The organism is Rothia nasimurium (assembly GCF_014217215.1).
In the GTDB taxonomy this organism is placed as follows: Bacteria; Actinomycetota; Actinomycetes; order Actinomycetales; family Micrococcaceae; genus Rothia; species Rothia avistercoris.
In genome coordinates, this window is sequence record NZ_CP056080.1 from 1,623,549 (window position 1) to 1,638,931 (window position 15,383).

The following is a 15,383-nucleotide window of genomic DNA, read 5'->3' on the forward strand; positions in this document are numbered from 1 at the left end:
TAATTTGTGCCTTATTTCAAACCAACTCAACCTTAGAGTGAAAGTTGAGATTGGAGCAAACCTATTGTTTCAATCAATGAAAGAGTATCAACTTCACCCTGCAATGTCGCCCTCGTTTCACCCATGACCTTATTTTTCTCAGAAAATATCAAGGACAAGAGAGAACTTCAGGTATAAGTTGAAACTATTTTACGGTGGGGACGAGGGGGCTTGAGACATCGTAGGTTTCTACGGCCTGCTGGCTACCCACCGAGTCCATAAGTTGAACTAGAACTTTAGCTTTAAGGTCGCTGTCTTCCGGGGTGCCCCAGACGACCTGCGTACCATCAATCATCTCTAAAGTAATGGTTGATGCCGAATCAGCCTTAGCCTCAGACACCTGCGACAAAATCGAGGTCGGCAGAGCCGCCAGCACACCGGTTACGGTACTAAAAGCAGCCGATCCCAGAATATCCAGGCCTCCGGCAACCAGCGGAACACCGGCATCCTCAACCGACGCTGCGGTACCCAGTTGCACACCCTCATTGTCGACCAGCACGAAGCTACCCTCGTTCTCCACCACAGCCACGGGCACCCGCTCATGCAGCTGCACCACCAGCTCGTGAGGCGGATTCGCCTGCAGGGTCACCCCGTAGAGCACATTCTCGTTACCGATCAGAGAAGCAACCTCAGACTCGCTAATGCGGGTCATGGGAACTCCCTGGAGCTGGCTCAGCTGCTGCTGAACGGTAGCCTCATCCAGCAAAGAAGCGCCTTCGACCGTAATCGTCCGGGTAGCCAGCAGGGGCGAGAAGAAAACAACCCCCACAAAAATCAGGGTAGCGAGCACCAGGGTGCCTACCCCGTAGGCCCATTTCTTCCAGCTACCGGCTGCCCGACGCTTGGGGCGCAACTGCACGGGAGCAGAAGGCAGACGCTGAGGCTCGCTCTGGCCGCTCTGCCGCTCCTCTTCCTGGGCCTGGCGCCACTGGGCGAAACGACTGTTTTCAGAGATATCCACCAGGTTATCGCCAGCCTCTGGTAGCTGGCTCACCTTAGCGGAATTCAGGCGAATACGGGGCTTCTTTTCATCAGCCACTAGAGTGCAGCACCTTCACGGGCAGAAAGCTTCTCTACCAGCACCCGCCCCAGAGCAGTCACGTCACCGGCACCAACCGTCATGATGATATCGCCGGGCAGGGCGGCGGCTACAACAGCGTCAATCGCCTGGTCGGTGCTCTCAGCGTAGTGCACCTCGGAGAAACCGGCCTCGGTGATGAGATGGCTGGTTACGCCCTCCATCGGCTTCTCACGGGCGGGGTAGATATCGAGCACGTAGCTGCGGTCAGCCTGAGACAGCGACTCAGCGAACTCGGTAGCGAACTCCTTGGTGCGGGAGAAAAGGTGGGGCTGGAAAATCACGTAGAGGTTATGCCCGGCGGCAACCGTGCGGCCGGTTTCCAGAGCACGGTGTACCTCGGTGGGGTGATGGGCATAGTCATCAAAGACCTTAACCCCGGCAGCTTCACCGCGCAGGGTAAAGCGGCGGTCGGTACCCGAGAAGTGGGCCAGCGCCTTCACGGCATCTTCGGGGCTGGCACCTGCTAGCAGGGCACAGACAAAGGACGCCGTAGCGTTGAGCTGGTTATGAATACCGGGCACTGGCAGGGTCAGGGTAATCTGCCCCGCGAACTGCTGGCCGCCTACGGTAAAGTCCCAGACCAGGTTCGAAGAGCAGTCGGTTCCTTCAGAGGTGATACCGGTCAGGCGAACCATAGCGCCCTCCCCCTCACCGTAAGTGACAACCTGAACACCGGCGTCCGCGGCCTGAGCCGCAAGAGTGGCTGCGCCGGCGTCGTCAGAGCAGGTCACGAAGACACCGCCGGGCGCCATAGAGGCAATAAAACGATTGAAGGCCTCGAAGACCCGCTCGTTGGTGCCGTAGAAATCCAGGTGGTCGGGCTCAGCGTTGGTAATAACCGCAATCTCAGGGCGGTAGCGCACAAAAGAGCCGTCGGATTCATCGGCTTCAGCCACGAACCAGGACTCCGGCCCGGACGCTCCCAGGTGGGCGTTGGTGTTATAGCCAGCGATGGTAGAGCCAACCGCAAAAGAGGGGTCCAGCCCCAGGCCGTCTAGCATCACCGAAATCATGGATGAGGTGGTGGTCTTGCCGTGGGTACCGGCAACCGCAATCACCTTGGAGTCGCGCATGGTCGCCGCCAGAGCCTCAGAGCGGTGTAGCACGCGCAGGCCGCGGGCCCGGGCAGCAGCGAGTTCGGGGTTATCTTCGCGAATCGCGGTTGAAATCACCACGGTATCGACACCCTCAATATTTTCAGCTACCTGGGGCACCGCTACCCGGGCACCCAGCTCTCGCAGGCTATCAACAGCGGCGCTTTCAGCCTGGTCAGACCCGCTCACGGTCATGCCAGCGCGCAGCATGAGCCGGGCGATAGCCGACATGCCGGCCCCACCAATACCCACAAAATGCACCCGGCCCAGGTCGGCCAGGGCCGGACGCTCGGGGAAGGGAGGGTTGAGAGGAGCGGGAAGGTCGATTGAAAGATCCATTAGTGAGGTGCTCATACGCGGGCCGCCTTCAGTACTTCGTCTGCCATAACCTGCGCAGCATCACGGATGCCGTGCCGGTAGGACTTTTCTGCCATGTCGGTAAGTTTATCGGTGTCTGCTAGCAGGGCCGGTACATTCTGACGGAACCAGCTAGCGGTGAAATCTGAGTCGTCCACCAGTAAGGCTGCCCCAGCAGCCACCAGAGAGCGGGCGTTGAGAGCCTGCTCGCCGTTACCGATGGGTAGGGGAACAAAGATAGCCGGTAGGCCCACGGCAGCGACCTCGCTGACGGTTGCTGCACCAGAGCGCACAATCATGAGGTCGGCAGCGGCGTAGACATCTTCCATGGAGGTAATGAACTCAACCTGCTGGTAGCCGGGGGCTGTGCGGAGCTGGCCGGACTCGTCCTTAACCGCCTTGTCACGGCCAGTGATGTGCAGCAGCTGGTAGCCAGCCGGAGCAATCTCATCAATAATCTCGGCGACTGCCCGGTTAAGGCTCAAGGCTCCCAGGGACCCGCCGGTGACCACCAGGGTGGGCAGAGCCGGGTCAAGGCCCAGACGCTCCCGGGCAGCGCCCTGTTCAGAGGCGCGGTCGAGGTCGGCGATGTTCTGACGCATAGGCATACCCACGGTGCGGGCGCCAGCAATTGGGGTATCTGGGAAGGCCGTAGCTACCAGGGCTGCATTCTTCGCACCCACCTTGTTGGCGAGGCCGGGCTTGGCATTGGCCTCGTGAATTACTACGGGCACGCCCAGCTTGCGGGCTGCCAGGTACATGGGGGTGCACACGTAACCGCCCACGCCCACCAGGACATCCGCCCCGGTGTCGGTCAGAATCTTCTCGGCCTGCTTGAGCGAGGCCCGGAAGCGGCCGGGGAACTTGATGGCGTCAAGGTTGGGGCGGCGGGGGAAGGGAACTTTCGGGATGAAGCTGATGTCGTAGCCCGCTGCCGGTACGAGCCGGGCCTCCATGCTATTTTCGGTGCCGACGGTCATGATGGTGACGTCAGGCTCGCGCTCCTGGAGGGCTCGGGCGATAGCCAGCATGGGGTTGATATGCCCGGCTGTGCCGCCGCCTGCCAGCACGACAGTGGGTGCGTGGGTCATCAGGTTTCACTCCCTTAGTATTCTGTTTCGCCCCTTAGTTTACGCGGAATGGGCCACAGACACATCTTGAGCCCCCTGCCCGTGAGCCACCTTACCCCCTTAGTGCTGTTCTGGGAGCTTGCGGGCCTTACGGATAGTGCGCAGGCCAGCGGGCAGTTTTTGCTCCTTGGGGGCAGGAGCTTGTAGCTCGCTGATTTGCGGCTTAGCTGCGGTGGCGGGCGTAGCAGGGCGAGCAGGGGGCTGGGACTGAGTCGCTGTGGTGCGGGTGTGAGCCTGCTGCACGCTGGCCGAGGGGCGGGCGCCGCTGGCCGAACTGGAGCGTCGAGCCATCGCCGCCTCAGCACTAGCTTCAGCTGACAGCGGGGTTGAGCGGCGGAGTGTCTGGGCGGACGGACGCGCGGTAGCTGCCGAGGGACGCACGGTGCGCGCACTCCCCTGGGCCCGTTGAGGGGCGGACGCCGCAGGTTGGGCAGAGCCACGCCCGTCGACGAGAGCACCCAGGCGGGTGGTGAGCTTATCAAGAGTCCAGCCGGTACCGTCTGGGTCAGCTGCGATGATAGCTTGCTCTCGCTCAGAGATGCGGGCCAGGGCAACACGACGGGCGGCGTCCTTTTGCATCTTGCTATTGGCGATGCCGGTACGTTCCCCCACAATCGGGTTAAGGGGGGTCTGGCGGGCAAAAGCGATCAGAATTCCGATACCGGTCAGTGACGACACCAGGGCGGAGCCACCGGCAGAAATAAAGGGCAGGGGCACACCGATGACGGGCATAAGCCCTACCACCATAGCGATGTTGAGCAGGGCCTGGCCGGCGATCCAGGTGATGATGCCAATGGTGGCGTAGCGGATAAAGAGGTCAGAGGAGCGCAGTAGGATACGCATAGCGCAGTAGATCAGGGCTGCGTAGAGTAGCAGCACGGCAATAGCACCGATCAGGCCCAGTTCTTCACCGACCACCGCGAAAATATAGTCGTTGTGGGCTTCAGGCAGGTAGTTGTACTTCTGCCGGGACTGCCCCAGACCCACGCCCCATAAGCCGCCGGTAGCGAGTGCTGCCAGGCCAGAGTTGGCCTGGTCGCAGGTGGCCTCAACGCAGTCACGCCAGAAGGCAAAGGTGTTGAAGAGACGCTCGATGCGGTTGGGGCTGATGGCTACCATCATGATGGCTGCCAGGGTGCCCAGGCCCGCGCTAATCACCACAAGCCCGCGGGAGGGGCGGGCTGCCAGGAAGATTGCGCTGAAGAAGAGGGCGTAGATGAGTACGGTGCCCACGTCGTGGCCTGCCAGAATCAGGGTGACAATCAGGCCAAAGCCGAGGAGGGCGGGAATGAGCCCCTTGTAGGCGGTCTGGGCCAGGGTTCCCCGGTCGATGCGCCCCTGACGGGAGTAGACCGAGGCCAGCCAGAGAATCATGATGGGCTTGGCGAATTCTGAGGGCTGAATCGAGAAACCAGCGATGTTGATCCAGTTGCGGTTGCCGTTGACGGTGCTACCTACAAAAATCACGGCGATGAGCAGTAGGGCTGCTGCCCCCAGCAGGGTGTGCACTACCCAGGGCCGCCGGTACCAGATGACCGGTACCAGGTAGCCCACGATCAGCATAGCAACGAGACCCAGTAGCGCGAACATGCCCTGGGAGCGGGCCTGGCTGAAGGCACCTGCGCCCGATGAAATCTGTTCCACGCTTGAGGCAGAGAGCACCATCATCACGCCAAAGAGGGTGAGCACGGTGGCAGTCACTACCAGCACGATGGGCACATCGGTCAGCACCATGGAGCCCAAACGTACCTGGGCGTTCTCCCAGGTGGTCCGGGATCTCTCCCACAGACGCCGAATCAAGCCAGGACGCTGCTGTGACCGGGGTTCTGCTGCCAGGCTCATAGTCTTTTCGCTTCTCTTCTCTCGGGTGAGGACGCCCCACCGTAGGTGCGGTTAAAGGTGAGGGAGGGTGGGAACCAGTAGCTACTGATTGCCCGCCCTCCGCACCGATTGGTTCTAGGAATTGATCTGGTTGACCAGGTCGGCTACCGCGTCGATGAAGGCGTTTCCGCGCTCTGCGTACGAGGTGAACTGGTCCATTGAAGCTGCAGCCGGGGCCATGAGCACGGTGTCATTCTGTTCCGAAATCTCGTGGGCCTTGGCAACCGCCAGTTTCATGACGGCCCGTCCATCACTGACATCGGCCAGCAGGGAACTCTCACTGATCTTGTAGACCGGCACATCAGGGGCCTGCTCAGCCAGGGCAGATACCAGGGCTGCGGTGTCGGTGCCGATCATGACCACGGCCTTGAGGCGGTCCTTGTGTTCAGCAACCAGCTCGTCGTAGGTCACGCCCTTTGACAGGCCACCGGCTACCCAAATCACGGGGTTGAAGGAGGCCAAGGAAGCATTCGCTGCGTGGGGGTTGGTGGCCTTAGAGTCGTTGACCCAGAGCACCCCGTGGGTGTTGGCCACCAGCTGGATGCGGTGGGCACCGGGTTCGTAGTTCTGCAGGCCTGCCTTGACCTGTTCAGGTTCGATACCGGCTGCCCGAGTCAGGGCAGCGGCAACCAGGGCATTCTCCACGGTGTGCTTGGTCGGCAACTGACCGGTATCTGCTACCTCAGCCACTTCCAGGGCCTGGTTGCGGCGGTCGTCAAGGAAGGCCCGGTCAATGAGCAGACCGTCAATTACACCCAGCATGGAAAGACCGGGAGTATCGGCCCAAAAACCGATGGCGCGAGCGCCCTCGACGACGTCCGCCTCTTCGACCATCTGCACGATCTCGGGGTAGTTAGCGTTGAAGATACAGGCTACCTGAGTGTTCTCGTAGATGCGGGCTTTATCGGCCAAGTAGTTGTCATAGCCGGCATGCCAGTCGACGTGATCTTCTGCCACGTTCAGCACGACAGAGGCTAGGGGTGACATGGAGTAGGTCCAGTGCAGCTGGAAGCTAGAGAGCTCCACGGCGAAGAAGTCGTAATCCACGGGGTCGCGCAGGGCATCGAGGATGGGAGTGCCGACGTTGCCCACCGCAATGGCCTTGTAGCCTGCGGTCTGCAGGATAGATTCGGTCATACCCACAGTGGTGGTCTTGCCGTTGGTGCCGGTAATAGCCAACCAGGGGGCGACCTTGCGTCCTTCGCGCTGACGCAGACGCCAGGCCAGCTCTACATCGCCCCAAATCTGAATCTTCTGGGCTACAGCATCGGCCAGAATACCGATGGTGGGAGCAAGACCGGGTGAGGTGACCACCAGGTCAGCGGGCTGCCCCTCGACCAGGGGTAGTGCGTCCATGGCTCCGGTGCCCAGCACCGAACCGGCTGCACCCACGATCTTCAGGGTATCAGCCTTACCGCGGGTGACCTCGTTATCGTTACCGTCCACCACAACTACGCGGGCACCCAGTTCAATGAGAGTATCAGCGGCTGAGAAGCCAGAGATACCCAGGCCTGCAACGACCACGCGTAGACCAGACCAGTCGGATTCCCAGCTGGTCAGCGCTTCCAGGCGCTCGTAGCCGTAGACGGGATTTGCGTTACTTGCCTTCATTAGAAGACACCTCCGTTGCTCAGAAGCCAGTCGCCGTAGAAAATGCCCAGAGCAATAGCCACAAACAGACCAGCCAGAATCCAGAAGCGGATGACAACGTTGACTTCGGTCCAGCCCTTGAGCTCAAAGTGGTGCTGCAGGGGGGCCATGCGGAAGATGCGCTTACCGCCGGTCATCTTGAAGTAGCCCACCTGCAGAATAACGGAGATGGCGATCATAACGAAGAGACCTGCGATGATCGGCAGAAGCATCTGGGTGCGGGTGATGATAGCGAAAGCAGCCAGCGCACCACCCAGGCCCAGGGAGCCGGTATCGCCCATGAAGATAGTGGCCGGTGAGGTGTTCCACCAGAGGAAGCCGATTAGGGCGCCAATGAGGGAAGCAGCCAGCATCGCCATCTGCCCCGAATCGGGCACCTCGTAGCAGACGTTATCAAGAGAGCCGGGGGCACACAGGTGCTGCTGCTGCCACATCGAAATCAGCAAGTAACCGCTAAAGACCATGATGGCGGCACCGGTGGCCAAGCCATCCAGACCGTCGGTGAGGTTCACCGCGTTCGTTGTAGCGGTGGCAATCAGGTTAGCCCAGATGATAAAGAGGATAATACCCAGCACAGGCCCGGCAAAGGCCAGGTCGAGCCAGGAGATATCGCGGGTGAAGGAGATGTTGAAGGAGGCAGGTGACCAGCCGCGTTCGTCCTTACTCAGCAGGGCGCCCACAGCAAAGAGGGTACCGATTAACCCTTGAAGCACAATCTTGCCTTTGGGAGTCAGACCCTCGTTCTGCTTCTTCCAAATCTTCTGGAAGTCATCAATGAAGCCAACGCCCGCCATACCCAGCATCAGGAACATAGCGAGTAGCACGGACGCTGAGGGGGCCAAGGTAGTACCGGTGAGCAGGGCTGAGAGACCCAGTGCTAGGAAGAAACCGAGGACGGTTGCTGCCATCATCATGACACCGCCCATGGTGGGGGTGCCCCGCTTGGTCTGGTGTGAGGTGGGGCCGTCTTCGCGAATGAACTGGCCGAACTGCTGCTTCACCAACCATTTGGTGTAGAGCGGGGTTCCGGTGATCGAGATGATCAAGCCGAAAGCGGCAGCCAACAGGATGGAAATCATGCGGTGTCTGTGCCTTCCCGGTTATGAGTTATCTGTGGTCTTGGCGGCAGCATCTGGCTGGGCGCCACTGTCTGAGTTTAGTACCTGGACGAAGTCACCGGCGCTTAACCAGGGCTGTGATTGCCCACTATCGCCTTCGTCTCGGGTGAGTTTGCCCTCATAGTCAGCAACTTTTTGACCGAGAAGGCCCAGGCCAGCCCCGTTTGAGGACTTGAAGAGGACGATATCACCCGGCTCTAGGGCACCGCGCAGGAGTTCGAAGGCTTCCTCGGTGGTGGCAACCCAGGTTGCCTCATTACCCCAGGAGCCTTCCAGGTGGGCGGTGTTGTAGATGGGCTTGGCGATGTCGCCTACGGCGATGAGCTTAGAAATGTTGAGACGTACTGCCAGCTGGCCGATGCGGTCGTGTTCGGTCAGGGTCTGGTCGCCGAGTTCCAGCATGGCACCGAGTACGGCCCAGGTGCGATTGGTGGAGGGCAGACGGCCCAGCTGGGCAAGGGTTTGCAGGGCAGCGGTCATAGACTCGGGATTAGCGTTGTAGGCATCGTTAATGACGGTCACTCCGTCGGCCCGGTCGGTACGCTGCATACGCCATTTGGAGGCTGCCCCAGCGGTGTTGAGCTGCTGGGCGATGCGAACCGGGTCGATTCCGACCTGATAGGCAACGGTAGCTGCCGCCAACAGGTTGTAAACGTGGTGTTCGCCGATGAGCTGGGAGCTAATCTCATAGGCCTGCCCATCGGGGAAGGTCAGTGTAAAGGCAGGCTTGCCTTCATCGGTGGTGGTGAGATTGGACGCCGTCATGCGGTTTTCTGCCACACCGGGGTTAGCGGTGTGGGTTAGTTCCGCTTCGCGACCCTCAACGCCAAAGTAGGTGACGGGGGTGGACGCCCGGTTCAGCATGCGCCTCACCCGGTAGTCGTCGATGTTCAGGCCCAGTCCCAGGCGGACGCCCTCGGCCATCTCGCCCTTGGTCGCTTCGATGTTATCGACGCCGCCAAACTCACCGGCATGGGCTGTGCCCACCTTGAGCACAACGCCGAAATCCGGAGAAATCATGTCGGTCAGGTACTTGATGTTACCCACCCGGTCAGCGCCCATCTCAATGACCAGGTACCGGGTGTCTTCCTCGGCCCGGAAGACGGTCAGCGGCACTCCGACCTCACCGTTGAAAGACCCGATGGGGGCCACGGTCTTGCCCTCTGCACCGAAGATAGCTGCCAGTAGGTCCTTGGTAGTGGTCTTCCCCGCAGAACCGGTGATACCCACAACCGTCACGTCGCCGCGCTCACGCAGGCGGGCCACGATGTAAGAGGCCAGTCGTCCCATAGCCAGCACAACGTCGTCGACCAGAATTGAGGGGTATAGCTGGCCGTCAGCATCCTGAACCTCGCGTTCAACAAGAGCCAAAGAAGCCCCCCGCTCGAAGGCTGCAGCCAGGAAGTTATGGCCGTCTGTCACCTCACCGGGCTTAGCGATAAAGAGACAGCCGGCGTCAACTTCGCGGGAGTCTGTAGTAGCAGAAGTGCAGGTCAGAGCAGCAGAATCGGCAGCGTCTACCCCTAACAGGGTACCGCTGACAGCTTCTGTAATCTCTAGTGCTGAAAGTTTAATCATAGGTTTACCTTTAGGTTACTTCTGGCGGTTCTGATAGGCCGGGAGCACGCTGAAACCGGCAGCCTGCAGGGCGCGAGCGGTCTCTACACGGTCGTCAAGCTCGATATCGGTACCGGCAACGTCCTGGGCTACCTCGTGGCCGCGGCCAGCAATCAGAATTGAGTCCTTGGGTCCAGCCAGGGCGATAGCTTCATCGATGGCAGCGGCGCGGGGCTCAATGTTGAGCACCCGCTGGGCGCGGGCCCCGGCTTCAAGAGCCGCGAGCGCACCAGACTCAACAGCCTCGCGGATAGGGGCAGGGTCTTCGCCATGGGGGTCGTCGTCGGTCACTACCACGATATCGGCATAGGTGGCGGCGATTTCGCCCATCAAGGGGCGCTTGGTCTGGTCACGCTCACCGGTTGCACCGAAAACAATAATGATCTTGCCGTCCTCATCTGCCGGCTCGATTGCTTCAAGCGCACGTTTCAGGGCATCGGGGTTGTGGGCGAAGTCCACCAGGGCGGTGGGCTCGGTGGAAATCAGCTGCATACGACCGGGCACAACGGGGGTCAGGGTCTCGGTGCGAGCCAGCACTTCGGTGATGCGCTCGCGCTCTAGCCCGTCGCGGGCGCTCTCAAAAACCATCACGGCGGCCAGCGCAGCGTTCGAGACATTGAAATCAGCTGGAAGCAAGGTGGCGCTGGGCAGTTCAAAACCGTCGCCACGGCGCAGGGTAAAGGAGTGGCCAATACCGGAGCGCTCTACCTGCACCAGGGCCCAGTCCTGGGCAGCAAGGGAGGTGAGAGCGTCCTCCCCCGGCTCGTAACCGGCACCGAAGTTGGTAAAGAGGCGAACCACAGCGCGGGCCCCCAAAGCCTGAACCGCGCGCTTTGCCATGTCAAGACCCCAGTGGTCATCGGCAGTGATAACGGCGCGACGGGTACGGGCCGGGGTGAAGAGCTCGGCCTTGGAATCAAAGTAGCTTTCCATGGTGCCGTGCAGGTCCAGGTGGTCCTGAGTGAGGTTGGTAAAGCCCGCAACGTCATAGCGAATGCCATCGACGCGGCGGTAGTCCAGGGCATGCGATGACACCTCCATCGCGGCGCTGGTAATACCCTGCTCGCGCATCAGGGCAATGAGGGAGTGCACGTGGGAGGACTCGGGAGTGGTGAGCTTAGAGGGAATAGCCTGACCACCGGCAAGAATCTCAATGGTACCAATCAGGCCGGTAGTGTGCCCCAGCGCCTGCATGATTGAGTTGGTCATGTAGGTAGTGGTGGTCTTACCGTTGGTGCCGGTCACCGCAAAGAGGCGGGGTGCTCCCCCGCCACTGGGCTGAGAAGCGTAAATGCGAGCAGAGAGCGGGCCGACAGCAGCTCGCACCTGGTCGGTGGTGACTACACCCAGGTCATCGGGAATACCCAGCTCGCGCACAATTTCAAGGCCCGCTTCGTCGGTCAGCAGGGCGGACGCCCCCAACTCGATTGCAGCAGGAAGAAAGGACGCACCGTGGGCCTTGGCTCCCCCCAGGGCAACGTACAGATCGCCGGGCTGCACTTCACGGGAGTCCATAGTGATACCCGTGATAGGGCGGACGGACGCCTGCACCAGCTGCGCTCCTAACCCCACCTCGGTCAGCCAGTCGGCGACCTCAGCGCAGGTGCGCTCGGTAACCTGACGGGGGCGCAACGTCTGGGCGCTGCCATCAAGTGCTCGGTTTTGTGTCACGGGCTTTCCCTCCAATGGGCGGTCTATATTAAGGTGCGCGTTTCGGCGCGAGTGCTAATAGGGTCTACTTTAGCCGTTTTCGTCATGTCCCTCAGCGAATTTAGGGGTCTCCTGCGGCTCCGTTGTGGAGCGGGGCACATTATAGATGTGCAGGGTTTTCTCCATAATTTCTGCAAACTGGGCTGTGGTATTTGCCAGGCCAACAGCCGATGCCGTGGTTTTCGGGCGGTGCATAGTAATCGATACGAGGAAGCGGGGGTCCTCGGTGGGAGCGACCCCCACAAAAGAGGTAGCCCAGCCATCATAGGTGCTAGAACCTTCGCCCACGTTTTCTGCGGTACCGGTCTTACCGGCGACCCGGTAGCCGTTAATCTGGGCACCTTTCGCACCACGACCCTGGTACACGACAGCCTCCATGACCTGGAGGGTCTTCCGGGCGGTTTCTTCACTCACCATGCGGGTACCTTCAGCGACCTCGCGGACTTCTTCGGTACCGTCCGTATCAATCACAGCATCAATGATGCGGGGCTTGAGCATAACCCCCTTATTCGCCATAGCCTGGAAAATCATTGAGGTCTGCAGGGCCGTCTGGGCAACACCCTGGCCAAAGAGAACCATGTACTGCTGGCGGATATCCCAGTCCCGCCAGTCGCTGACCAGGCCCTGGGACTCACCGGTGAGCTCAATACCGGTGAACTCCCCCATGCCAAACTTCTTAAGCCAGTTGTAGCGCTGCTCCTTGGTGAGCTTGCTACCCATCATGACGGTACCGGTGTTCATCGAGTCAGCAATAATACCGGCAACAGTGCGCTTCTGGGCGGGGTGCACGAAAGGATCGGTGATGGTCTGCTGATCAATTTCAAGCTCAGCAGGCACATCGTAAACGGTCTCAGGTTCAGCGATACCCTCTTCAAAGACGGCAGCGATGGTCAAAATCTTCTCGGGAGAACCCGGCTCAATGACCTGGGTAATAGCGCGGGGGTTCATATCGGCCAGCTCAAAACGCTCAGCACCGGGATCCATCGTCGAAGAATCTGCCAGCGCCAGAATCGAGCCGTCACGCACGTCCATCACAATGGCCGTACCCCACTCAGCCTTCAGTTCCTCAGCACGGGCTTTAACCACCTGCTGCGCAAAATACTGTACGTCCTGATTGATGGTCAGCCGCACACTCTTACCGTCCTGGGCAGGGGTGTTCTGTTCGTCCCCGATAGGTATACGAATACCGTCAGCTGAGATTTCATAAACACGCTCACCGTCAACACCGGCTAGGTGCTCCCCCATGGTGCGTTCGATGCCCACCGAGTTGTTCACCTGCCGCGTTTCGCCGCTGGTGCCGTCCACGGCTTCCTCAATGATGCTAAAGCGGCCTACCACCGAGCCACCCACCTGGCCGTTAGGATATTTACGCTCAGACAAAATCTCACCGTAGATATAGGGGGCACCCAGGGCATCTACCTTGTTGTAGATAGCAGGAGTGACGTTCTCTTTAACAATCTTGTATTTGAGGTCGCCATCGAGCGCCGCCTTCACATCGGCGTCACTCATTTCAAGAATATCGGCCAACTCATACACTAGCTCGGTGGGGGTTACCTCGACCGGGTCACGGCTTTCCTCGGTATAACGTTTAAAGTTCGCCACAGCAGACTGATCAACGGTGATGTTGTAACGCTGCACGCTGCGCGCCAGCACGTTGCCGTTGATATCGAGAATCTCCCCGCGCAGGGCCGGAATGGTCTGCTTACGGGTACGCTGGGCTTTCGCAGCGTCGGCTAGACTGTTCGGGTCAAGACCCTGCAACCAGGCAAGGCGCAGGCCCACGACGCCCAGGCCACCGATACCCAGGGTACCCGCAATAAAGCCGCGCCGCCCAACGGTGCGTTTGATGCCCTGTACGGGTTCGTTCTGCTCAGTGCCGCTCATCGTCCCCTATTTCTCTTCCGCTGTGGTTCACTCTTTACTGTGGCCCGCGCGCCGCGCGCTAGCCCCGCTACCCCATAAGGCGAACAGGTGCCCACCACCAGGGCAGGCACCGTATCGTGCGCTTGCTACTGACCGCCTGCGCTCGCCGTAGCAGATAGGTGGGCCGATGGCTGGGCCGTCTGCGAAGCTGCCGCAGATGCTGAAGCCTGAGCACTCGCTGAAGCGGCTGCGCTGGCTGAGGCTTCTGCCGATGCTTTAGCTTCGGCCTCTTCCTTCTTGCGCTGTTCCTCAGCACGGGCGCTGGCTTGCTCGTAGGCCTGCGTATCGGCCAGGGCGGGGGGCGAGATCAGGTTCTTGCTGTTGGCTGCACCCTCGACAGCTGCCAGAGGGGTACCGGTAATTTCACCGGTTTGAAGGTCAAGGGTGGCCTGGCTAGAGGCCGCAACCAGCCCTAGCTGGCTAGCGCGAATCGCCAAATCCTGCGGAGCCTGATGGAACTCAATTTCCTGGGATAGGGCCTCGTTCTGCTGAATCAGGGCCTGCTCCTGAGCTCGTAGCTCAACCAGGTCGTACTGGCGCGATGCCATGACAATACTGAGCACCAGAACGGCAAGAAGAGCAACCAGCATGGACCCCAGAGCCACGAAAACTCGCCACCGGTTGGAGGTTGCGCGCAGGGCCCGGGAACGTGAGAGAGGGCGGCGGGCGGGGGCTGCTTCATGGGGTTCATCGCGCACCACAGACAGGCGGGGCTTGTTCAGCTGCCCGCCGTCGTCGGTTGAGGTGGGGAAACGGGGTTCCGCGCTCATCGTGTTGCCTTTGGTGTCTTGATTTTTTCTGCTGCCCTCAGTTTTGCGGACGCTGCCCGCGAGTTCTCTTCAATCTCCTGCTCGGTGGGTGGTTCAGCACCGCGGGTGATGATTTTGAGTTCGGGTTTATGTTCTTCGAGCTCGACAGGAAAACCCTTGGGGGCGCTGGAGGTTGCCCGAGCAGTGAATGCTCGTTTAACGATTTTGTCTTCGAGGCTGTGGTAGCTCATGGCCACGCAGCGTCCGCCCACGTTGAGAGCGTCGATTGCTGCAGGGATGGCGCGTTCCAGCGCATCGAGTTCGTGGTTGACCTCGATGCGTAGGGCCTGGAAGGTACGCTTGGCGGGGTGCCCGCCCTTGCGCTGGGCGGCTACGGGAACGGCCTGCTGAATTGCTTTGACCAGCTGACCGGTAGTTTCAAAAGGACGCTCGGCGCGAGCCGCTACGATACGGGAAGCAATGCGGGCGGCAAATTTCTCTTCGCCCCACTGGCGGATAATGCGGCGCAGCTCAGCCTCATCATAGGTATTCACCACGATAGCGGCTGTGAGTTCTTCGGTGTTATCCATGCGCATATCGAGCGGGGCATCGTAGGAATAGGCAAAGCCGCGCTCACGCTCATCAAGCTGCATAGATGAGACACCCAGGTCAAAGAGCACACCGTCAACCTGGGTTACACCGGCTTCTGCCATAGCGCGAGGAATTTCGTCGTACACGGCGTGCACAGGGATGAAGCGGTCGCCGAAGCGGGCCAGGCGCTCACCTGCGAGTTTGTGAGCCATGAGGTCCCGGTCAATCCCGATGAGGGTGAGGTCTTCGAAGCGCTCGAGCATGGCTTCAGAGTGACCGCCCATGCCCAGGGTTCCGTCAATCACGACGGCGCCGGGGCGAGAAATTGCGGGCGCGAGGAGGTCAAGGCAACGGTCAAGCATGACCGGCACGTGCCTGTCTTTGGCGTCCTTGCCGGGTGAGAGGTTCTCTACCTGAGTCAAGGGGTGCTCCTCGCGTTGGTG

General features: G+C 60.4%; 11 protein-coding genes. All 11 read right to left on the reverse strand.

The features are described from left to right. Positions 1-184: 184 nt before the first annotated feature. Positions 185-1,078, reverse strand: coding sequence for a cell division protein FtsQ/DivIB (locus tag HWU94_RS07425; RefSeq protein WP_185173157.1), 894 nt, complete (start codon positions 1,076-1,078; stop codon positions 185-187). After that, positions 1,078-2,568 carry a UDP-N-acetylmuramate--L-alanine ligase gene (gene murC / locus HWU94_RS07430; RefSeq protein ID WP_244955925.1) on the reverse strand — a complete coding sequence of 497 codons (1,491 nt, stop codon included), beginning with the start codon at positions 2,566-2,568 and terminating at the stop codon, positions 1,078-1,080. Before murC ends, HWU94_RS07425 begins: the two co-directional genes overlap by 1 nt. Then, complete coding sequence (gene murG, locus HWU94_RS07435) at positions 2,565-3,662, reverse strand: undecaprenyldiphospho-muramoylpentapeptide beta-N-acetylglucosaminyltransferase (RefSeq protein ID WP_185173158.1); 1,098 nt, start codon at positions 3,660-3,662, stop codon at positions 2,565-2,567. Before murG ends, murC begins: the two co-directional genes overlap by 4 nt. 99 nt (positions 3,663-3,761) lie before the next feature. After that, positions 3,762-5,543, reverse strand: coding sequence for an FtsW/RodA/SpoVE family cell cycle protein (locus HWU94_RS07440; RefSeq protein ID WP_185173159.1), 1,782 nt, complete (start codon positions 5,541-5,543; stop codon positions 3,762-3,764). A gap of 114 nt (positions 5,544-5,657) precedes the next feature. After that, on the reverse strand, positions 5,658-7,193 hold the full coding sequence (gene murD, locus HWU94_RS07445) for a UDP-N-acetylmuramoyl-L-alanine--D-glutamate ligase (protein ID WP_185173160.1): 1,536 nt from the start codon (positions 7,191-7,193) through the stop codon (positions 5,658-5,660). Beyond that, entirely contained in the window at positions 7,193-8,311 is a 1,119-nt protein-coding gene (gene mraY, locus HWU94_RS07450) for a phospho-N-acetylmuramoyl-pentapeptide-transferase (protein WP_185173161.1), read from the reverse strand. Before mraY ends, murD begins: the two co-directional genes overlap by 1 nt. A 21-nt stretch (positions 8,312-8,332) precedes the next feature. Next, positions 8,333-9,928 (reverse strand): UDP-N-acetylmuramoyl-tripeptide--D-alanyl-D-alanine ligase, encoded by a 1,596-nt coding sequence (murF, locus tag HWU94_RS07455; RefSeq protein ID WP_185173162.1) that lies wholly within the window; start codon positions 9,926-9,928, stop codon positions 8,333-8,335. 15 nt (positions 9,929-9,943) lie between these two features. Then, positions 9,944-11,638: a UDP-N-acetylmuramoyl-L-alanyl-D-glutamate--2,6-diaminopimelate ligase gene (locus HWU94_RS07460; protein WP_244955926.1), complete on the reverse strand. Its 1,695-nt coding sequence runs from the start codon at positions 11,636-11,638 to the stop codon at positions 9,944-9,946. Positions 11,639-11,707: 69 nt separating this feature from the next. Next, the gene (locus HWU94_RS07465; protein ID WP_185173164.1) at positions 11,708-13,561 is read right to left on the reverse strand and encodes a penicillin-binding protein 2; all 1,854 of its coding nucleotides are present in this window, start codon (positions 13,559-13,561) and stop codon (positions 11,708-11,710) included. A 125-nt stretch (positions 13,562-13,686) separates the two neighbouring features. Further along, positions 13,687-14,370: a hypothetical protein gene (locus HWU94_RS07470; protein WP_185173165.1), complete on the reverse strand. Its 684-nt coding sequence runs from the start codon at positions 14,368-14,370 to the stop codon at positions 13,687-13,689. Then, the gene (rsmH, locus tag HWU94_RS07475; RefSeq protein WP_409348791.1) at positions 14,367-15,362 is read right to left on the reverse strand and encodes a 16S rRNA (cytosine(1402)-N(4))-methyltransferase RsmH; all 996 of its coding nucleotides are present in this window, start codon (positions 15,360-15,362) and stop codon (positions 14,367-14,369) included. Before rsmH ends, HWU94_RS07470 begins: the two co-directional genes overlap by 4 nt. Positions 15,363-15,383 lie beyond the last annotated feature (21 nt).